This window comes from Mesorhizobium shonense (assembly GCF_040545255.1).
GTDB lineage: Bacteria > Pseudomonadota > Alphaproteobacteria > Rhizobiales > Rhizobiaceae > Mesorhizobium > Mesorhizobium shonense.
Genome location: NZ_JBEPLM010000011.1, coordinates 118098 through 138285, shown reverse-complemented (window position 1 = coordinate 138285; position 20188 = coordinate 118098). Strand labels below are relative to the sequence as shown.

The following is a 20188-nucleotide window of genomic DNA, read 5'->3' as shown; positions in this document are numbered from 1 at the left end:
GACACGTCAGTTCAAACAAGACCGCGGACAGGCCGGTGAGGTCTTGCCATGCAAAAGAAACCACCGGGCGTCGCCACCCGGTGTTGGTGGCCTGTTAAACAGAGATTTAACCGCTGTCAAGCTTGTGACTGGCGACGCGACTGGCAACCCTATAACAATTCAGCGTTGCATGCGGTGCCGGCGAACGGCATCGGGGCGGTGCGACCACCTGGACGCGTAAGCTCGCCCTGAAACTTGATGAAGGGACTGGAGCAGAGGAGTCCGACATTCCCATGAAGAAGTTCTTCCTTACCCTGACGGGAGCCGCGGTATTGGCGGGGTCGATGGCGGTCATGACGCCGGAGCCGGCAATGGCGAGGCACTGGCACGGTCATAAGCAGGTGTGCCGCGTCGTGGTGAAGAAAAGAGTCGTGTGGCGGCACGGCCACCGTCAGGTCATCCGCTACAAGGTGCGGCACTGCTGGTGGCGCCGGTAATCGACTGCGAATAGTCATCGAGACGGAGCCCGCGGCCCATAACCGCGGGCTTTTTCATCTCAAGTCCCGATATGGTAATGGGGCGTATGGCCGCATTGCCTCAATCACCGAGAGCGCAGGCCGCAGCAACCGCCTACGATTTCCTGCCGGGCAGGCCCTTCCGCTTGGTTTCGGCGAATTCCTCAAGCTGCTTCTCGCTCATCGATTCATACATGCCGCGCGAGGCGCCCTTGAGCTCGCTTTTCTTGATCTCGCCGCGTTTGGCGGCAAGCGCCGCGCCGGCCGCCTTTTGCTGAGCTTGTGATGTGGCAGGCATGGTGAGTTCCTCCTTGCTGTGAGAAGAAACGCTGCGCCATAGGCCACAGTTCCGGCGCTAGCGCATGTCTCCCGAACGTGGGAACCGGTTTCGAGACAAAGACATGCGTAAAATCAGAGGACCTAAAGCGCACTGAGCGAATCTGAAAGATCGCGATGCGCTTTAGCGCGCGGTCAGGCCGAAGCCCTGAATGAGTCGCCTCGTGGCGAAATCCACCTTGCCGGAGGTGAAGACGGCAATGTCGGGTTCCCCCTCGCCCGACGGCTCGCCGACAGGTTCGAGCAGCGACATAGCCCGCCGCGCGATGGCTTCCGCCGGGTCGATCCAGTCGACGGGCCAGGGCGCCGTCTTGCGCATGCGGTTGGCGAGAAACGGATAATGCGTGCAGGCGAGCACGACGATGTCGGTGCGCTGGCCGTCACGCTCGATGAAGCACGGCGCGATCTCGGCGCGCACGGCCTCCTCGTCGACAAAGCCCTCCCGCATGTAGATTTCGGCCAGTCCGGCAAGCCTGTCGCTGCCGACCAGCCGGACATGGCACTTCTGCGCCCATTTGCTGATCAGGTCGCGCGTGTACTGGCGCTTCACTGTGCCCGGCGTCGCCAGCACCGACACCAGGCCGGAACGCGTGCGCTCGGCAGCCGGCTTGATCGCCGGCACAGTGCCGACAAAGGGGTGGCCGGGAAATTTTTCGCGCAGCGCATCGATCACCAGCGTCGAGGCGGTGTTGCAGGCGATCACCGAAATCGCCGGCTGCAAGCGGTCGAGCAATTTGCCGAACAGCGCCAGTATGTGTTCCTTGAGCGCTGCTTCCTCCCATGCGCCGTAGGGGAACGCCGCGTCGTCGGCGACATAGACGAAGCGCCGGTCCGGCATCAGCACGCGCGCCTCGCGCAGTACGGTCAGTCCGCCGACACCGGAATCGAACATCAGGATCGGGCGCTGGCTTGATCGATCGCTCATTGTCATCCGACCGCAGGAAGGAGTTGGCCAGTGATTTGGCCAACGGCGCTTCTATCCTGAACGATCATGGTCTTGAAGTGGCAAATGCCAGCAGCTTTTGCGCAGGTCAGCTCAGAGCCCACGCTTGCCGAAGCCCGCAGGTCGCGGCCGGCCAAACGGCTGCGGCGCCGGCGACGGGCGCGCGGCTGGCGCCGCGCTGTGAGGGGCCGAGGCGGCTGCGGCTGTCCGGTCAGTAGCTGTTGGCAGCACGGAACCGTCGAAGTCGAAGACGGATGTCAGCTCGTCGATGTCGCTGCCGGCGACAGGCTTTGCCCACAAGATCGTGGCCCAGAGGCCGAACAACGAGAGACCGAGCAGGTTCAAGCCGCTTGGGGCGCTTTCCGGATTGCCGAAATCGATCACCAGCAGCGTGCCGGCCTGCAAGAAAGCATAGATGGCGGAGAAGACGATGTAGGCCCAAAGGGTCCACTTAGGCCCATTGGCGTCGCGGCTGCGGCGCCAAGCGATATTGCCGCGCAGCACGACGAAGATCAGCGACACGATAAGAGCAGCGCCGGCCAGGCCTTGCCGTGACGACCCCGGCATCGAATTGATCAGCCCCGCGAAACCGATCGTCACGGCAATGCAGAGCATGATCGCCACCGCCTCCGCCATGAACAGGCCGAGCGAATAGAAGAAGAAACGCAGACGGCCAATATTGGACGTGAACATCTGCTACCCCACCGTTTCAATAACGATGGATCAAACCCGCATAATATTCGGTTACTTTGAAGGACCGGAGCTTACAGATTTAACTTTCTTTGTCCGCCGCTCTCTTCCGCGCAGCCGGTAACCGCCTCGGGTCGTCGCCCGGCGAACCGTCGCCACGCGGCATTGCCGGCGAAAATCGGTCGAGAGACGAGATGATGCCGCGCAGCACTTTGAGTTCCGGTTCGGCGAAGCCCGCCCGCGTCAGCACGGCGCGCAGATTGTCGACCATCTTCGGCTTCTTTTCTTCCGGGCGGAAATATCCGCGCGCCTCGAGAGCGCCTTCGAGATAGGTGAACAGGCTGTGCAGTTGTTCCTTGGTCGCCGGCACCAGCTCGGGCCCTGAGAAGTTGGTCGCGGTCTCCTCGGCAAGGCCGGACTTCATCCATTCATAGGACATCAAAAGCACCGCTTGCGCGATGTTGAGCGAGGAGAAGCTGGGATCGACCGGGAAGGTGACGATCTCGTCGGCGAGGCCGACCTCGTCATTGTAGAGGCCGAAGCGCTCGCGGCCGAAGAGAATTCCGGTGCGCAGCCCGGCCTGCCCGCGTGCCCGGAGCGCCCTGCCCGCCTCCACCGGGCCGCGCACCGGCTTGAAGCCGTCGCGCTCGCGCGCCGTGGTGGCGAAGACGAAGTTGAGGTCGGCGACCGCGGAGGCCAGATCGTCGAACACCTTTGTCGCATCGATGACATGGTCGGCACGGCTGGCGGCCGCGCGCGCCTTCTCGCTCGGCCAGCCGTCGCGCGGATTGACCAGCCGCAGCTCCGAAAGGCCGAAATTCGCCATGGCGCGCGCGACCATGCCGATATTCTCGCCGAGCTGCGGCTCGACGAGGATGATCGCCGGTCCGATGGCGTTGGCGGGGTCTTTTGCGGCTGGCATGGCTCTCCGTAACCAGGGTTTGCGGCGTTTCGGCGTCCCCTGCCACATCCGGCCCGGAAAATGAAGCATTCACAACAGCAGTACCCGTCCATAGTGGTACGGATCGCGGTTTGCGCGCTCAAAAAGGCTTTGATATACGCTCCGCAACCCCGGCCGAAACCATGCGGGCAAGGCCGTTCAGATCCCCCAGCAACGAGGCATTCTTTCCATGGCGAAGATCAAGGTGGCGAACCCGGTCGTCGAGCTCGACGGCGACGAGATGACCCGCATCATCTGGCAGTTCATCAAGGACAAGCTGATCCACCCCTATCTCGACATCAAGCTGGACTATTTCGACCTCGGCATCGAGAACCGCGACGCCACCAACGACCAGGTGACGATCGACTCGGCCAACGCCATCAAGAAATACGGCGTCGGCGTGAAATGCGCGACGATCACCCCCGACGAGCAGCGCGTCGAAGAATTCAAGCTGAAGAAGATGTGGAAGTCGCCGAACGGCACCATCCGCAACATCCTCGGCGGCACCATCTTCCGCGAGCCGATCATCATGAAGAACGTGCCGCGCCTGGTGCCGGGCTGGACCAAGCCGATCGTCGTCGGCCGTCATGCCTTCGGCGACCAGTACCGCGCCACCGACTTCCGCTATCCCGGCAAGGGCAAGCTGACGATCAAGTTCGTCGGCGAGGACGGCACAGTGATCGAGCATGACGTCTACGACGCGCCGAGCGCTGGCGTCGCCATGGCCATGTACAATCTCGACGAGTCGATCCGCGAATTCGCCCGCGCCTCGCTGAACTACGGCCTGCTGCGCAACTATCCGGTCTACCTCTCGACCAAGAACACCATCCTCAAGGCCTATGACGGCCGCTTCAAGGACATCTTCCAGGAAGTCTACGAGAAGGAATTCGAGACCGAGTTCAAGGCGCGCAAGCTCTGGTACGAGCACCGGCTGATCGACGACATGGTGGCCTCCAGCCTGAAATGGTCGGGCGGCTACATCTGGGCCTGCAAGAACTATGACGGCGACGTGCAGTCCGACACGGTGGCGCAAGGTTTCGGCTCGCTCGGCCTGATGACCTCGGTGCTGATGACGCCGGACGGCAAGACGGTGGAAGCGGAAGCCGCGCACGGCACCGTCACCCGCCACTACCGCCAGCACCAGAAGGGCGAGGAGACCTCGACCAACTCGATCGCCTCGATCTTCGCCTGGACGCGCGGCCTCGCCCATCGCGCCAAGCTCGACGACAATGCCGAGTTGAAGCGCTTCGCCGAGACGCTGGAGAAGGTCTGCATCCAGACCGTCGAGTCCGGCTTCATGACCAAGGACCTGTCGCTGCTGATCGGCCCCGACCAGCCCTGGCTCTCGACCAGCGGCTTCCTCGACAAGATCGACGAGAATCTGCAGAAAGCGATGGGGTGAAAAGTGCCGAGCATTGTTGCCAGCGAAAGGGTCCGCCTTTGCGCTGGCAATAACGCCGATCTCTGTCAGGCTATTTTCAAGGCGCATGGGCTAAGTGATCTGAGGAGTGACTTCGTCTGGTCCAGCGACCGGCAAGCACCTCCTTACTACCCCAATGTCGCTACTCTGGATGCCGATGCCGTAACGGTCCAACTTGCGGAAATAGCCAGACTGACATCCGTCCTTGCTACCGGCTTTTCGGTCAAGGACGGGTTCTGCCGTCTCGATCTCCAACCGCTCGGGTTCAGTCAGCTCTTCGAAGCAAGCTGGATCTGGGCGGACCTAAGTCATCCGGCGACGACGCCTTCCGGTTGGGAGCGTGTTGAGGACGCTGCCAGCTTGGAGATGTGGGAATTTGCCTGGGCGGATCGCGCAAGTCCCTCCAACGGCCGTGTCTTTCCAGCGGCAGTCCTGGCCGACCCCGCAATCGCTATCCTTGGCCGACGGACGGCTGACGGCTTTGCCGCCGGCTGCATAGCCAATAGATCCGAGTTGGTGACTGGGTTGTCAAATGTCTTTGCCACGGATGGCAGTCCGACATATCAGGATGCAGTGCGGGCAGCAGCCAATGCGTTTGCTGGATGTCGCGCGCTGGTAGCGTATGACCGCGACGCCGGGTTGGATGAAGCACTGGCCTGCGGCTTTCAGGCCACCGGCCCGCTGCGCATCTGGATACGGGACAGCCAAGACAAAGAGGAGTAGCAAATGACCAAGCCGATCCTCTACGGCGCCGATTACAGCGTCTACGTGCGCATCGCGCGCATGGCGCTGGCTGAAAAGGGCGTCGACTACGAGCTTGTCCCCCTGGACATCTTCGCGGCCGAAGGCATTCCGGCCTGGTATCTCGAACATCACCCGTTCGGCCGCATCCCGGCCTTCGAGCATGACGGTTTTCGTCTCTTCGAGACCGGCGCGATCGCGCGTTATGTCGACGAGGCCTTCGATGGCCCGGCCCTGCAGCCAGATGATCGGCGCCTCCGGGCGCGGATGAATCAGATCATCGGCTTGCTCGACGCCTACGCCTATCGAGCCATGGTGTGGGACGTCGCCGTGGAACGGCTGGAGAAGGCGGCGCCGGACGAAAAACTGATCGCAGGCGCCCTCAAGCAGGCGGAGACAGTGCTCAAGGTTCTGGCCTCGCTGAAAGCAGAAGGACCATGGCTGCTCGGCGACCAGCTGACGCTGGCCGATCTGCACGCGGCATCGATCATCGGCTATTTCCTCAAGGTCGAGGAAGGGCGGAAGCTTCTTGCCCGCTTCCCCGTCTTGCAGGACTGGTGTGATCGTATCGTCGTGCGGACAAGCTTCTCCAATGGGTGAGCTATCCCGCCGCGAGGCGCTGACCGTGGCCAGGATAGTCCGGGTCAACCACGCCGGCGAATTTGGAGCAATCAGGATCTATTCGGCGCAAATCCTCGTCGCCCGGCGCTTCTCGCCCGATTGCGTGCCGTCTTTGTCGGAGATGCTTGGACATGAGCGCCAACATTGCGCCGCCTTCCGTGCCGCCATGCCGGCGCGAAATTCGCGCCCATGTCGCGTGATGCAATTCTGGAGCTGGGGTGGCTGGTTATTGGGCTCTCTCACCGCTCTGCTCGGCCCGCAAGGCATTTGGGCATGCACCGCCGCCGTCGAAGCGACAGTGCACCGCCATCTCGACGACCAGCTCCACTATCTAGCCGAGCGCGACCCCGGGCTGCATGCCATCATCCTGTCGATCCGCGAGGAAGAGCTGGCCCATCTCCATCACGCCGAGGAGCAGCTGCGAGCGCCAGGCCCGCTGCTGCAACTCCTGCGCGTGATGATCGCCGTCGCCACGGATTGCCTCATCTGGCTGTCCACCTGGGGCGACTCCGTCAGAATGGCGCGTGCCCTGAAAGCGGCAAAGCTTTCCTGACGCCCCGGACTAAGCAGCCTCCAGCGCCGCCCTTACCGCCGCGATCGCGTCATTGGCCCTGGAGGCATCGGGGCCGCCGGCCTGGGCCATGTCGGGACGCCCGCCGCCGCCCTGCCCGCCGAGCGCCGCTGAGGCGACGCGCACCAGATCGATGGCGCTGAAGCGGTTGGTCAGGTCCTCGGTGACGGCGACCACCACGCTCGCCTTGTTGTCCTCGCCGGCGCCGACGAAGACGACAACGCCTGAGCCAAGCGTCTTCTTGCCGGCATCGGCGAGAGGCTTCAGGTCCTTCGGCGCCACGCCGCTGACCGCCTTGCCGAGGAAGCCGACACCGGCAACGGTCTCGTTGGTCGGCGGAGCATCGGACACGGCCGTGCCGGCGCCAAGCGCCAGCTTCTTGCGCGCTTCGGAGAGCTCCTTTTCGAGCTTCTTGCGCTCATCGAGCAGCACCTCGACGCGAGCCGGCACGTCGGCCGGCGAGATCTTCAAGGTCGCCGCTGCGGCCTTCAGCCGCTTGTCCTGCTCGTCGAGATGCCTGCGCGCGGCCTCGCCGGTCAGCGCCTCGATGCGGCGCACGCCGGCCGCCACCGCGCTGTCCGACAGGATGCGCACCAGGCCGATATCGCCGGTCGACCGGACATGCGTGCCGCCGCAGAGCTCGACCGAGTAAGGCCGGTTGGCCCTGGCGCCATGCAGGCCCGTGCCCATCGAAACCACGCGCACCTCGTCGCCGTATTTCTCGCCGAACAGCGCCATGGCGCCTTCGGCGATCGCATCGTCGACCGACATCAGGCGCGTCGTCACCGGGCTGTTCTGCACGACGATCTCGTTGGCCATGCGCTCGACATCCTCGAGCTCTTCCGGCGAGATCGGCTTATTGTGCGAAATGTCGAAGCGCAGCCGGTCGGGCGCGACCAGCGAGCCCTTCTGCGCGACATGGGTGCCCAGCACCTCGCGCAGCGCCTCGTGGATGAGATGCGTCGCGGAATGGTTGGCGCGCAGCTTCGAGCGCCGAGCATGATCGACCTTCAGCTCGACAGACGCACCCGTCTTGACCGTGCCGCTCGCCACCTTGCCGATGTGCACGAAGAGGCCATCGGCCTTCTTCTGCGTGTCGGAAACTTCGACCGAGAAGCCGTCGCCGGAGATCACCCCGGTGTCGCCCATCTGGCCGCCGGATTCGCCATAGAACGGCGTCTGGTTGACGACCACGGCAACGGCATCGCCCTGGCCGGCGCTGTCGACGGTCTTGCCGTCCTTGACCAGCGCCTGGACCAGGCCTTCCGCCTCCTCCGTCTCGTAGCCGAGGAAATCGGTCGCGCCCACCTTCTCGCGGATAGGGAACCAGACCGTCTCGGTCGCTGCCTCGCCGGAACCCGCCCAATGCGCGCGCGCCTCCGCCTTCTGCCGCTCCATCGCATTGGTGAAGCCGGCCAGATCGACCGAAATGTTGCGCTGGCGCAGCGCGTCCTGCGTCAGGTCGAGTGGGAAGCCGTAGGTATCGTAGAGCTTGAAAGCCGTCTCGCCATCCAGCATGTCGCCGGCGTGGAGCGTCTCCGTCGCATCCGCGAGCAGGCCGAGACCGCGCACCAGCGTCTTGCGGAAGCGAGTCTCCTCGAGCTTGAGCGTCTCGGTGATCAGCGCCTCGCCGCGCACGAGCTCGGGATAGGCCTGGCCCATCTCGCGCACCAGCGCCGGAACCAGCTGCCACATCAGCGGTTCCTTGGCACCCAACAACTGCGCGTGGCGCATGGCGCGGCGCATGATGCGGCGAAGCACATAGCCGCGGCCTTCGTTGGACGGCAGCACGCCGTCGGCCACCAGGAAGGAGGTCGAGCGCAGATGATCCGCGATCACGCGGAAGGATCCGACGTTCTCCTGGTTGTGACCGTGCCCGAGCGCCGAGCATGCCGCATCGATCAGATGCTTGAACAGGTCGGTCTCGAAGACACTTTCAACCCCCTGCAGGATGGATGCCATGCGCTCCAGGCCCATGCCGGTGTCGATCGACGGGCGCGGCAGATCGATACGCTCATCCTTCGTCACCTGCTCATACTGCATGAACACCAGGTTCCAAAATTCGAGGAACCGATCGCCATCCTCTTCCGGGCTGCCGGGCGGGCCGCCCCAGATGTGCTCGCCGCGGTCGATGAAGATCTCCGAGCACGGCCCGCACGGGCCGGTGTCGCCCATCGCCCAGAAATTGTCCGAGGTCGGGATGCGGATGATACGATCGTCGGAGAAGCCGGCGATCTTTTTCCAGTAGCCGGCCGCCTCGTCATCGGTGTGATAGACGGTGACCAGGAGCTTGTCCTTCGGCAGGCCGAATTCCTTGGTGATCAGGTTCCAGGCAAGCTCGATCGCGCGCTCCTTGAAGTAGTCGCCGAACGAGAAATTGCCGAGCATCTCGAAGAAGGTGAGATGGCGCGCGGTGTAGCCGACATTGTCGAGATCGTTGTGCTTGCCGCCGGCGCGCACGCTCTTCTGGGCGGTCGCGGCGCGCGAATACGCACGCTTCTCCAGGCCGGTGAAGACGTTCTTGAACTGCACCATGCCGGCGTTGGTGAACATCAGCGTCGGATCGTTGCGCGGCACCAGCGGGCTGGAGGCGACGATCTCGTGACCCTCCTTGCGGAAGTAGTCGAGGAATGTCGACCGGATGTCGTTCACGCCACTCATGAGTACTGCCTTTTCGCGAGAACCGCCGGCTTGGCCGGCGGCAAATGGGCTTTCGTGTTTCAGACGATAGGTGGCCTTTTAGCCGTAGCTCTTGACCCTGTCCAGAAACACGGAATTGGGCCAATTCACGAGCTGTCCGTGCATGTGTACCGCCCCCGAAACGCAAACCGCCGGCACAAGGCCGGCGGTTCGGGACGCAATACTCAAGAACGCGATTACATAAGCATATACAGATATAATAGGATTGTGGCCAAACTCCGGCCAAGCCGACTAATTGCCAGGCAATTCCGGACGGAAACCGCTGCGCACTCCCCCGGAATTGCCTGGCCTTACATCGCGCCGGCTTCGTCCTCAAAACCGTCGCCGCCGCCTTCGGAACCGCCATTCTCGAGGAATTTCTCCGCAATCAGCCCGGCATTCTGACGCAACGCCAGTTCGATCTCGCGCGCGGTGTCCGGATTGTCGCGTAGGAACAGTTTGGCGTTCTCGCGGCCCTGGCCGAGACGCTGCGAATTGTAGGAGAACCAGGCGCCCGACTTTTCGACCACGCCGGCCTTGACGCCGAGATCGACGAGCTCGCCGGTTTTCGACACGCCCTCGCCATACATGATGTCGAACTCGACCACCTTGAAGGGCGGGGCCAGCTTGTTCTTCACCACCTTGACGCGGGTCTGGTTGCCGACCACCTCGTCGCGGTCCTTGACCGAGCCGATGCGGCGGATGTCGAGGCGCACCGAGGCATAGAATTTCAGCGCGTTGCCGCCGGTGGTCGTCTCGGGCGAGCCGAACATGACGCCGATCTTCATGCGGATCTGGTTGATGAAGATGACCATGGTGTTGGAACGCGAGATCGAGGCGGTCAGCTTGCGCAGCGCCTGGCTCATCAGCCGTGCCTGCAGGCCGGGAAGCGCATCGCCCATCTCGCCCTCGATTTCGGCACGCGGCGTCAGCGCAGCGACCGAATCGACCACCAGCACGTCGATGGCGCCGGAACGCACCAGCGTGTCGCAGATCTCCAGCGCCTGCTCGCCGGTGTCGGGCTGCGAGATCAACAGGTTTTCGAGATCGACGCCGAGCTTGCGGGCATAGACCGGATCGAGCGCATGCTCGGCATCGACGAAGGCACAGATGCCGCCCTTCTTCTGCGCTTCCGCAACCGTATGTAGCGCCAGCGTCGTCTTGCCCGAGCTTTCCGGCCCGTAGATTTCGATGATGCGGCCGCGCGGCAGACCGCCGACGCCGAGCGCGATGTCGAGGCCGAGCGATCCCGTCGGCACGGTTTCGATCTCGACCACCTGCTCGTTGGCGCCGAGCCGCATGATCGAGCCCTTGCCGAAAGCGCGCTCGATTTGCGACAGCGCCGCATCCAGAGCCTTTGATTTGTCCACTGCCTTATCCTCTACAAGCCGCAAAGAATTCTGAGCCATGATACATCACCCCTTGGTCGTCAATGAAGGCCGGACAATCCGTAATCCTTGCCATTTTGTACCTTTTTTGTTCTCATTTGGCAAGAGGCAGCAAATAACTGAAAAATAATCGATATCCGGATTTGTTCTATTTTTGTCTCACTAGAACTGGTGCGCGCCAACACCGCTGGCCCAAAGAGACTTCGATTTCCAGCCGGCCCGAATCGCGACCCGATTGCGGGGCGATGCGGGGAAACCTAGTGTGCGCACGCGAACAATCAACGAAGGTCACCTCTCCCGCATGCCGACATCCCCGAAAATTCTGGCGCTGGGTGGCGCCCATATCGATAGGCGCGGCCAGGTATCGGGCGCCTATGTGCCCGCCGCCTCCAATCCCGGCGTCATGCGCGAGGAGGTCGGCGGCGGCGTCTTCAACGCGCTGCGCAGCGTGGTGAAGCGCGGCGTGTCGGCCTCGCTGCTTTCCGTGCGCGGCGGCGACGCGGCGGCCGAAACGGTCGCATCGGCGATCGCTGGGGCCGGCATTGACGACCTTTCTGTGGTGTTCCTCGACCGCACGACGCCAAGCTACACGGCACTGATCGACAGCGAGGGCGAGCTGATTGTCGGCTTTGCCGATATGGGCCTCTACGACCTCGCCTTCCCCAAGCAGATCCGCCGCGCCAAGGTGCGCGAGGCGATCGCCGAGACGGACGTGATCCTTTGCGACGCAAACCTGCCGACGGCGGCGCTCGAGCGCCTCGTGGCGCAGGCTGGCGAGAAGCCCATCTTCGCCATCGCCATCTCGCCGGCCAAGGTCGTGCGGCTGGCGTCGCTGCTCGATGATCTCTCGCTGCTGTTCATGAATCGCCGCGAGGCGGCAGCGCTTGCCGGCGCCGACCTGTCCGGCCAGGATCTTGTCAATGAGTTGAGACGGGTGGGATTGCGCGCCGGCGTGGTCACGGCCGGCAGCGCTGCGGTGCTGGGCTTCGACCAATCCGGCGTCTTCGCCATCGACCCTCCACCACCGCGACGGGTCGCCGACGTCACCGGAGCCGGCGATGCGCTGACAGGTGCCACGGTTGCCGCGCTGCTGCGCGGCCTGCCCCTGCGGGCAGCACTGCGCGAAGGTGTTGCCGCGGCGATGCTCGCCATCGAGAGCGCCGAGGCGGTGCCGTCCTTCACGGCCGCCAGTTTCGCGCAGGCGCTTGCCCTTGTGCCGGATGCGCGGGAAGTGGCATAGGACCGGCACGCCAGATCAGCTTGCCGGAGCATGCTCCGGATCGGAGACAACCATGACACCCGAAACCGCTCACCCCTTCATCGACATCCATCCGCCGGTGGCGGAGGCGCTCGCCGCCGGGCGGCCGGTGGTGGCGCTGGAAAGCACCATCATCACCCACGGCATGCCCTATCCCGACAATGGCGCGATGGCGGCGAAGGTCGAGCAGATCATCATCGATGGCGGGGTGGTACCGGCGACGATCGCAGTGGTCGACGGCCGCATCAAGATCGGGCTGTCCGACGGCGAGCGCGAATCGCTCGCCATGACCGGCGACGCCATGAAGCTGTCGCGCGCCGATATCGGCTTTGCCGTCGCCCAAAAGCGGACCGGCGGCACCACCGTTGCCGCGACCATGATCGCCGCGCACATGGCGGGCATAAAGGTGTTCGCCACCGGCGGCATCGGCGGCGTCCACAAGGGCGCCGAAAAGAGTTTCGATATCTCGGCCGATCTTGACGAGCTGGCGCGCACGCCGGTGATCGTCGTCTCGGCCGGCGCCAAGGCGATCCTCGACATCGAAAAGACGCTGGAAGTGCTGGAAACGCGCGGCGTGCCGGTCATCGGCCATGCTTGCGAGACCATGCCGGCCTTCTGGTCCCGGCAGTCGCCGTTCCGCGCGCCGCTGACGCTGCATGCGCCTCAGGACATCGCGCATTTCTACCGGACGCGGCAGGCGCTGGGCCTGAGCGGCGGCATTCTGGTCGCCAATCCGGTGCCGCGGAATGACGAGATTCCGGCCGCCGAGATGGACGGCTACATCCACGCCGCGCAGCAAGCAGCCGAGGCGCAGAATGTCACCGGTAAGGCGGTGACGCCGTTCCTGCTGTCAAAGATCCTGGAACTCACCGGCGGCCGCAGCCTCAAGACCAACATCGCGCTGGTAGAGAACAATGCGCGGCTGGCGGCGGAGATCGCGAAGGCGCTGTAGAGGTTATCGAGTTCAAGCGTTGAGCAAGTCCAGCCGACCACGATAGCCTCGTTCCTTCACACCCCCCTCTGGCCTGCCGGCCATCTCCCCCGCAAGGGGGGAGATTGACGTCGCCGCGGCTTTCGCCAATTGCCACCGGTGCAGGAAGAGCGCCTTCAGCGACGTTGCTGATCTCCCCGCTTGCGGGGGAGATGTCCGGCAGGACAGAGAGGGGTGGGCGGGAACTCGACGTTTCCAAAAGTCGCCTCAACCCAAACGTCACTTCCCCGCTCTTCGCCCCGCCTCATAGGCGCGCCGCGCCCAGACGGCCATTTCGTCGGGATCATCAAACGCGCTGTCCGGCACGCTCCAATAGGGCATCGCCACCTCCTTGCCGTGACGTGTGCCCGTATAGGTCCACTGGCTGCAGCCGGCGGCCTCGAAATGCGGAACGCTCTCTTCGTCGGCCTTGAGCATCAGCTCGCCGCGAACGACGACCGCGACGATGACGCCGTCGCAATAGATGCCCTTGCCGCCGAACAGCTTTCGGATGCTGATTAGCCCGAGGCTGTCGAACAGTTCTTCAAGGCGGTCATTGTCCATATCGCAATCATCTCATCCGGCATGGGCCTTGTCATCGCCGCAACCAAAAGCATGCTGACAGGTTGAGACCTGGAAACGGAGTTCCCGCCATGCCTGTCCTGCTCAAAGGCTCCTGCCGCTGCGGCGCTGTCGGCTTCGAAGTGCAAAGCCACACGCCGGTGCCGTTCATGCTCTGCTACTGCTCGATCTGCCGCAAGCAGCAGGGCGGCGGCGGTTTTGCGATCAATCTCGGCGCCGACTACGAGACGATGAGCATCAAGGGCAAGCGCAATCTCGGCGTCTACCGCGCCGAGATCGAGGATGATGAGCATCCGCATTGCGAGGTCTCGACCGGCGAGCGCAATTTCTGCCGTAAGTGCGGTGCGGCACTCTGGCTCTACGACCCGACCTGGCCGGACCTCGTGCATCCCTTCGCTTCGGCGATCGACAGCGATCTGCCTAAGCCGCCGGAAAAGGTGCATCTGATGCTGAAATACAAGGCGAACTGGGTCGAGCCGGTGATCGGCAAGAAGGACAAGGTGTTCGAGGTCTATCCCGAGGAATCGATCGCCGACTGGCACAAGCGGACTGGGATGTGGGTGGACTAGCCTTCTTCTCCCCGTAAACGGGGCGAAGGAAAATCAGGCCGAAGCGCGCGCCTCGGCAAGCGCCTTGAGGTCGGCCGGCTTCAGTTCGACCGATTCGCCGCAACCGCAGGCCGAGCTCTGGTTCGGGTTCCTGAAGGTGAAGCCGGTGCGCAGCGTCGTCTGCTCGAAATCCATCTCGGTGCCGAGCAGGAAGAGCGCCGCCTCCGGCGCGACATAGACATGTGCGCCGTCGCGCTCGACGTGGTCGTCCTTGGGGTTCGGCTCGGACACCAGGTCGATCGTATATTCCATGCCGGCGCAGCCGCCCTTCCGGATGCCGAGGCGAATGCCGTTCGCATTCGCGCGCGTGGCAACGATCTCGCGCACGCGATCCGCAGCCTTGTCGGTCATCGTTATGACGGCGAAGTGTCCCATGTCATTCTCCACGTTCGCGCGGGTTCAAGGCCCGCGGAATGAGTCTGCCCTTAAGATGGTAAAGTTTGACCTAGGGTACAAGTCAACCTCAATACCACCCGACCGCGACCTGCGCCTCTTCCGACATGCGGTCGGGCGTCCACGGCGGGTCGAACACCATGCTGACCTCCACGCCGGAAACGCCTTCGACGGCGCCAACGGCGTTCTCGACCCATCCCGGCATTTCGCCGGCAACCGGGCAGCCCGGCGCAGTCAGCGTCATGTCGATCTTTACCGTGCGGTCGTCTTCGATGTCGATCCTGTAGACGAGGCCGAGCTCATAGATGTCGGCCGGAATTTCGGGGTCGTAGACCGTCTTCAGCGCCGAGACGATGTCGTCGGTCAGCCGAGCCAACTCGTCGGCCGGGATCGCCGAGGCCGAGACGATGCCGTTGCCGGCGGTTTCCGGAGCGGTCTCTGCATTGGTGCTCACATCGTCCATGGTCGTCATCCGAAGAACTTCCGCGCCTTTTCCAGCGCATCGGCCAAAGCGTCGACTTCGGCCCTGGTGTTATACATGCCGAACGATGCCCTGCATGTGGAGGTAACGCCGAAGCGTTTCAACAGCGGCTGGGCGCAATGCGTGCCCGCGCGAACCGCCACGCCCTGCCTGTCGATCACCATCGACACGTCATGCGCATGGATGCCCTGCAATTCGAACGAGATGATGGCGCCCTTGCCGGGCGCATCGCCGAAGATGCGCAGCGAGTTGATCGCCCGCAGCCGCTCATGCGCGTAATTCTTGAGGTCCGCCTCGTGTGCTGCTATGCGCTCGCGGCCGACCTTCTCCATATATTCCAGCGCCGCGCCAAGCCCGATCGCCTGCACGATCGGCGGCGTGCCCGCCTCGAAACGGTGCGGCGGCTCGTTATAGGTGACGATGTCTTGCGTCACCTCCTCGATCATCTCGCCGCCGCCCATGAAGGGGCGCATCTCTTCCAGTCTGTCCTTCTTGCCGTAGAGCACGCCGATGCCCGACGGACCGTAGACCTTGTGACCGGTGAAGACGAAGAAGTCGCAGTCGAGGTCCTGCACGTCGATCGGCATGTGCACGGCGCTCTGGCTGCCGTCGACCAGCACCGGAATGCCGCGTTGATGCGCGATGCGCACGATCTCCTTGATCGGCGTCACCGTGCCGAGCGCGTTGGACATGTGGGTGATGGCGACGAGCTTCGTGCGGCTGGTCAGCCGCTTCTCGAATTCCTCGATATGGAAGGCGCCGAGATCGTCGACCGGCACCCAGACGAGCTTCGCGCCCTGCCGCTCGCGAATGAAATGCCAGGGCACGATGTTGGAGTGATGCTCCATGATCGAGAGCACGATCTCGTCACCCTCGCCGATCCTAGGCATGCCCCAGCCATAGGCGACCGTGTTGATCGCCGAGGTGGTGTTGGAGGTGAAGACGATGTTGTCGGTGCTCGGCGCGTTGAGGAAGCGGCGCACCATTTCCCGAGCTTTCTCATAGGCGTCGGTGGCGGCATTCGAGAGGAAATGCAGGCCGCGATGGACGTTGGCGTATTCCTGGGAATAGGCGTGCTGGATGGTATCGAGCACCACCTGCGGCTTCTGCGCCGAGGCGCCGTTGTCGAGATAGACCAGCGGCTTGCCATAGACCTGGCGCGACAGGATCGGGAAATCGCGGCGGATCGCCTCGACATCATAGGGAGTGGTTTCGATCTTCTGGTCCATCACAAGCTCAAAGCTTCATTCCTTCACCCACCCCTCATCCGTCTCGGCGCTTCGCGCCGATCCACCTTCTCCCACAAGGGGAGAAGGTCCGGCGCTCTCCCTTCTCCCCTTGTGGGAGAAGGTGGCCGCGAAGCGGCCGGATGAGGGGTAATGGTCGAGGCCATGACTCGACCACTTCACCCGTGCGTCAAAAACCAGCCGTCGAGCCGCGCTTCGAGCGCGTCGACCAGCGCCTCGTCGTCCAGTTCCTCGATCACTTCGGCGACGAATGCCTTCACGAGAAGACCGCGCGCGGTCTTCTCGTCGATGCCGCGCGCCATCAGATAGAACAGATGGTTGTGGTCGATCTCGGTGACGGTCGCGCCGTGGCCGCAAACGACGTCGTCGGCGAAGATCTCCAGCTCCGGCTTGGTCGAGAACTCGCCGTCGTCCGACAGAAGCAGCGTGTTGCAGGCCATCTTGGCGTTGGTCTTCTGCGCATATTGATGGACGTTGATGCGCCCCTGGAAGACGCCGCGCGCCTTGCCGGTCACCACGTTGCGCATCACTTCCGTCGAGGTGGTGTGCGGCACCGTGTGGTCGAGCACCATCGTGGTGTCAGTATGCGTGTCGCCGGCCAGAAGGTTGATGCCGCGCAGCTTGAAGTCGGCGCCTTCGCCGGTGGTCCTGACCACGACCTCCTGGCGCACCAGCTTGCCGCCGGCATTCATGACGAAGAGCGTCAGCTTCGCATTCTTGCCGATATGCGCCTTGAACTGGGCGAGATGGGTGGCCGTATCGGACTGCTCCTGCACGATCAGCCAGGTCACCTCGGCGCCTTCGTCGAGAACCAGCTGGCTCACCGAGCTGACGAGAGCATCGCTGCCCTCGCCTGCCTGGCGCTCGACGATGATCGCCTTGGCGCCGGCGCCGACACGCGTCAGCAGCCGAACATGCGCCTGGCCGCCGGCCTGCAGGTTCTGCAATTCAATCGGCTTTTCCAGTTGAGTGCCGTCGGCGATGTCGACGAAATAGCCGTCGGCGACGAAGGCCGTGTTCAGCGCGCCGATCGCATCGTCGGCACCGTAACGATCAAGCCCTGGCGCAACGCTGCCGTCGGTCAGCTTTTCCGACAGGCGCTGCACCGTGACGCCTTCGATCTCGGGCAGCTTGGCGTTCGAGACGCCGTTCAGCACCGGCAGAACGGCTGAGCCGCCGAGAACCGGCTCGAGCGCCTTCGCAACCGCCTCGGCTTCGAAGACCGGCACCTTCGTCAGCATTCGGCGCAGGTCGGTATAGTGCCAGGATTCAATGCGCCGCGTCGGCAGGCCGTGCTTGATGGCCTCGATCGCGTCGTCGCGCTTGACCATCACCGCGCCGTCGCCGGGCAGCAGCGACAGCCGCTCGCCGAAGGCATCGATCAGCGCCGTCTCGGCCAGTGTCCGCTGGGGCTGTGCGTGCATGTTCATTGCTCTCGCCTTATTTGGCCCATCTCACGCGGCTTCACCGATCACACCGGCATAGCCGTTGGTTTCGAGATCGAGCGCCAGCGACTTGTCGCCCGACTTGATGACCTGCCCCTTGTAGAGCACGTGCACGCTGTCGGGCACGATGTGCTCGAGCAGGCGCTGGTAGTGGGTGATGACGACGATGGCGCGGTCCGGCGAGCGCAGCGCGTTGACGCCGTCGGCGACGATCTTCAGCGCGTCGATGTCGAGGCCGGAATCGGTCTCGTCGAGCACGCAGAGTTTTGGCTCAAGCAGCTTCATCTGCAGGATCTCGGCGCGCTTCTTCTCGCCGCCGGAGAAGCCGACATTGAGCGGCCGCTTCAGCATGTTGATGTCCATGTTGAGCGAGGCGGCTGCCTCCTTCACGCGCTTCAGGAATTCCGGAACCTTCAGCGGCTCCTCGCCGCGCGCCTTGCGCTGCTCGTTCATCGCCACCTTCAGGAATTCCATGGTCGCGACGCCCGGTATCTCCATCGGATACTGGAAGGCGAGGAAGATGCCGGCAGCGGCGCGCTCGGCCGGATCCATTTCGAGGATCGACTGGCCGTTATAGAGGATGTCGCCTTCGGTGACCTCATAGTCCTCGCGGCCGGCGAGGATATAGGACAGCGTCGACTTGCCCGAGCCGTTCGGGCCCATGATGGCCGCGACCTCGCCGGCTTTGACCGTCAGGTCCAGCCCACGGATGATCTCGGTGCCGTCATCGACGATGCGGGCATGCAAATTCTTGATCTCAAGCATATTTTTTTCCTGAATATCTTTTGCGGTCAGCCGACCGAACCCTCTAGGCTGATACCGATCAGCTTCTGCGCCTCGACGGCGAACTCCATCGGCAGCTGCTGGATGACGTCCTTGACGAAGCCGTTGACGATCAGAGCGATCGCCTCTTCCTCGGGGATGCCGCGCTGCATGACGTAGAACTTCTGGTCCTCGGAGATCTTCGACGTCGTCGCCTCGTGCTCGAACTTCGCCGTCGCGTTCTTGGCCTCCATGTAAGGCACGGTGTGCGCGCCGCACTGGTCGCCGATCAGAAGCGAGTCGCAGTTGGTGAAGTTGCGGGCGTTGGCCGCCTTGCGGTGCGCCGAGACCTGGCCGCGATAGGTGTTCTGCGAGAAGCCGGCGGCGATGCCCTTGGAGATGATGCGGCTCGACGTGTTCTTGCCGAGATGGATCATCTTGGTGCCGCTATCGACCTGCTGGTATCCGTTCGACACCGCGATCGAATAGAACTCGCCGCTGGAATCGTCGCCGCGCAGGATGCAGCTCGGATATTTCCAGGTGATGGCCGAGCCGGTCTCGACTTGCGTCCACGAGATCTTCGAGCGGTCGCCGCGGCAATCGCCGCGCTTGGTGACGAAATTGTAGACGCCGCCCTTGCCCTCGGCGTCGCCAGGGTACCAGTTCTGCACCGTCGAATATTTGATCTCGGCATCGTCGAGCGCGATCAGTTCGACCACAGCCGCGTGCAGCTGATTCTCGTCCCGCTGCGGCGCCGTACAGCCCTCGAGATAGGAGACATAGGCCCCTTCCTCGGCGATGATCAGCGTGCGCTCGAACTGGCCGGTATTGCGCTCATTGATGCGGAAATAAGTCGAAAGCTCCATCGGGCAGCGCACGCCCTTCGGCACAAAGACGAAGGAGCCGTCGGTGAACACGGCCGAATTCAGCGTTGCATAGAAATTGTCCGTGGTCGGCACGACCGAGCCCAGATATTTCTGCACCAGCTCCGGATGCTCGCGGATCGCTTCCGAGATCGAGCAGAAGATGACGCCGGCTTCCGCCAGTTCCTTCTTGAAGGTGGTGACGACGGAGACGGAGTCGAATACGGCGTCGACCGCGACGCGGCCCGACTTGTAGACGTTGTCGTTGGCTTCCTCGAATTCCGAGTCGTCGGTCTTCTGGACGCCGGCCAGAATCTCCTGCTCCTTCAGCGGAATGCCGAGCTTCTCATAGACCTTCAAGAGTTCGGGGTCGACCTCGTCCAGCGACTTCGGACCCGGCGTGCTCTTCGGCGCCGCGTAGTAGTGGATGTCCTGGAAGTCGATCTTCGGATATTTGACGCGCGCCCAGCTCGGCTCTTCCAGCGTCAGCCAACGCCGATAGGCGCCCAGGCGCCATTCCAGCATCCAGTCCGGCTCGCGCTTCTTCGCGGAGATCAAGCGAATAATGTCTTCGTTCAGGCCCTTGGGGGCCTTGTCCGTCTCGATCTCTGTCTGGAATCCGAATTTATACTGGTCGACGTCGATCTTTCGGACTCGATCGATCGTCTCCTGCACAGCAGGCATAAGCGTTCTCCATCCTCGCCGGGGTCAAGGCCCGACAGTTTTCAAACTATGGCACCGCGAAAGGGCTGCTCG

General features: G+C 63.3%; 21 protein-coding genes. 8 read left to right on the top strand and 13 right to left on the bottom strand.

Annotated features, from left to right (window positions below; all coding sequences use genetic code 11):
* The first annotated feature begins 272 nt into the window (after positions 1-272).
* Complete coding sequence (locus ABID26_RS25420; protein WP_292345132.1) at positions 273-476, top strand: hypothetical protein; 204 nt, start codon at positions 273-275, stop codon at positions 474-476.
* 133 nt (positions 477-609) lie between these two features.
* On the opposite strand, the gene ABID26_RS25415 is transcribed toward ABID26_RS25420, so the two are convergent.
* The 4 genes from ABID26_RS25415 to ABID26_RS25400 all read right to left on the bottom strand — a co-directional run bounded on the left by ABID26_RS25415 (position 610) and on the right by ABID26_RS25400 (position 3385).
* Positions 610-792 (bottom strand): DUF3008 family protein, encoded by a 183-nt coding sequence (locus tag ABID26_RS25415; RefSeq protein WP_292373618.1) that lies wholly within the window; start codon positions 790-792, stop codon positions 610-612.
* 162 nt (positions 793-954) lie between these two features.
* On the bottom strand, positions 955-1755 hold the full coding sequence (gene murI, locus ABID26_RS25410; protein WP_126099977.1) for a glutamate racemase: 801 nt from the start codon (positions 1753-1755) through the stop codon (positions 955-957).
* Positions 1756-1866: 111 nt separating this feature from the next.
* Entirely contained in the window at positions 1867-2466 is a 600-nt protein-coding gene (locus ABID26_RS25405) for a hypothetical protein (RefSeq protein WP_354416939.1), read from the bottom strand.
* A gap of 79 nt (positions 2467-2545) precedes the next feature.
* The gene (locus ABID26_RS25400; RefSeq protein ID WP_126099975.1) at positions 2546-3385 is read right to left on the bottom strand and encodes an RNA methyltransferase; all 840 of its coding nucleotides are present in this window, start codon (positions 3383-3385) and stop codon (positions 2546-2548) included.
* Positions 3386-3593: 208 nt separating this feature from the next.
* Between ABID26_RS25400 and ABID26_RS25395 the strand changes: the two genes are divergently transcribed.
* Genes ABID26_RS25395 through ABID26_RS25380 form a run of 4 tightly spaced genes read left to right on the top strand, consistent with a single transcriptional unit; the run spans position 3594 to position 6738 of the window.
* Complete coding sequence (locus tag ABID26_RS25395; RefSeq protein WP_126099974.1) at positions 3594-4805, top strand: NADP-dependent isocitrate dehydrogenase; 1212 nt, start codon at positions 3594-3596, stop codon at positions 4803-4805.
* 3 nt (positions 4806-4808) lie between these two features.
* Complete coding sequence (locus tag ABID26_RS25390) at positions 4809-5546, top strand: hypothetical protein (RefSeq protein ID WP_126099973.1); 738 nt, start codon at positions 4809-4811, stop codon at positions 5544-5546.
* A gap of 3 nt (positions 5547-5549) precedes the next feature.
* Entirely contained in the window at positions 5550-6164 is a 615-nt protein-coding gene (locus ABID26_RS25385) for a glutathione S-transferase family protein (RefSeq protein WP_126099972.1), read from the top strand.
* The gene (locus ABID26_RS25380; protein ID WP_292345135.1) at positions 6157-6738 is read left to right on the top strand and encodes a demethoxyubiquinone hydroxylase family protein; all 582 of its coding nucleotides are present in this window, start codon (positions 6157-6159) and stop codon (positions 6736-6738) included. The genes ABID26_RS25385 and ABID26_RS25380 overlap by 8 nt, the downstream gene beginning before the upstream one ends.
* A gap of 9 nt (positions 6739-6747) precedes the next feature.
* On the opposite strand, the gene alaS is transcribed toward ABID26_RS25380, so the two are convergent.
* Both alaS and recA read right to left on the bottom strand, forming a co-directional pair.
* Entirely contained in the window at positions 6748-9417 is a 2670-nt protein-coding gene (alaS, locus tag ABID26_RS25375) for an alanine--tRNA ligase (RefSeq protein WP_292299021.1), read from the bottom strand.
* Between the two features lie 329 nt (positions 9418-9746).
* Positions 9747-10844, bottom strand: a complete 1098-nt coding sequence (gene recA / locus ABID26_RS25370; protein ID WP_126099969.1) for a recombinase RecA — start codon at positions 10842-10844, stop codon at positions 9747-9749.
* 280 nt (positions 10845-11124) lie between these two features.
* On the opposite strand from recA, the gene ABID26_RS25365 reads away from it, so the two are divergent.
* Together ABID26_RS25365 and ABID26_RS25360 are read left to right on the top strand one after the other, a co-directional pair.
* Positions 11125-12063 carry a carbohydrate kinase family protein gene (locus ABID26_RS25365; RefSeq protein WP_126102692.1) on the top strand — a complete coding sequence of 313 codons (939 nt, stop codon included), beginning with the start codon at positions 11125-11127 and terminating at the stop codon, positions 12061-12063.
* A gap of 52 nt (positions 12064-12115) precedes the next feature.
* Complete coding sequence (locus ABID26_RS25360; RefSeq protein WP_126099968.1) at positions 12116-13033, top strand: pseudouridine-5'-phosphate glycosidase; 918 nt, start codon at positions 12116-12118, stop codon at positions 13031-13033.
* Positions 13034-13291: 258 nt separating this feature from the next.
* Here ABID26_RS25360 and ABID26_RS25355 read toward each other — a convergent pair whose 3' ends face one another.
* Complete coding sequence (locus ABID26_RS25355) at positions 13292-13615, bottom strand: TfoX/Sxy family protein (protein ID WP_126099967.1); 324 nt, start codon at positions 13613-13615, stop codon at positions 13292-13294.
* Between the two features lie 89 nt (positions 13616-13704).
* On the opposite strand from ABID26_RS25355, the gene ABID26_RS25350 reads away from it, so the two are divergent.
* Entirely contained in the window at positions 13705-14202 is a 498-nt protein-coding gene (locus ABID26_RS25350) for a GFA family protein (RefSeq protein WP_126099966.1), read from the top strand.
* 33 nt (positions 14203-14235) lie between these two features.
* Here ABID26_RS25350 and sufA read toward each other — a convergent pair whose 3' ends face one another.
* The 6 genes from sufA to sufB form a co-directional block, all read right to left on the bottom strand.
* Positions 14236-14616, bottom strand: coding sequence for a Fe-S cluster assembly scaffold SufA (gene sufA / locus ABID26_RS25345; RefSeq protein ID WP_292344506.1), 381 nt, complete (start codon positions 14614-14616; stop codon positions 14236-14238).
* A gap of 88 nt (positions 14617-14704) precedes the next feature.
* Positions 14705-15097, bottom strand: a complete 393-nt coding sequence (locus ABID26_RS25340; protein WP_126099964.1) for an SUF system Fe-S cluster assembly protein — start codon at positions 15095-15097, stop codon at positions 14705-14707.
* Positions 15098-15102: 5 nt separating this feature from the next.
* On the bottom strand, positions 15103-16344 hold the full coding sequence (locus ABID26_RS25335; protein ID WP_292338526.1) for a cysteine desulfurase: 1242 nt from the start codon (positions 16342-16344) through the stop codon (positions 15103-15105).
* A gap of 176 nt (positions 16345-16520) precedes the next feature.
* Positions 16521-17792 carry a Fe-S cluster assembly protein SufD gene (sufD, locus tag ABID26_RS25330; RefSeq protein WP_292299016.1) on the bottom strand — a complete coding sequence of 424 codons (1272 nt, stop codon included), beginning with the start codon at positions 17790-17792 and terminating at the stop codon, positions 16521-16523.
* Positions 17793-17816: 24 nt separating this feature from the next.
* A complete protein-coding gene (sufC, locus tag ABID26_RS25325; protein ID WP_126099961.1) occupies positions 17817-18572 on the bottom strand; it encodes a Fe-S cluster assembly ATPase SufC in 756 nt (251 codons plus the stop codon).
* A 26-nt stretch (positions 18573-18598) separates the two neighbouring features.
* Entirely contained in the window at positions 18599-20116 is a 1518-nt protein-coding gene (sufB, locus tag ABID26_RS25320; protein WP_126099960.1) for a Fe-S cluster assembly protein SufB, read from the bottom strand.
* Positions 20117-20188: the final 72 nt, after the last annotated feature.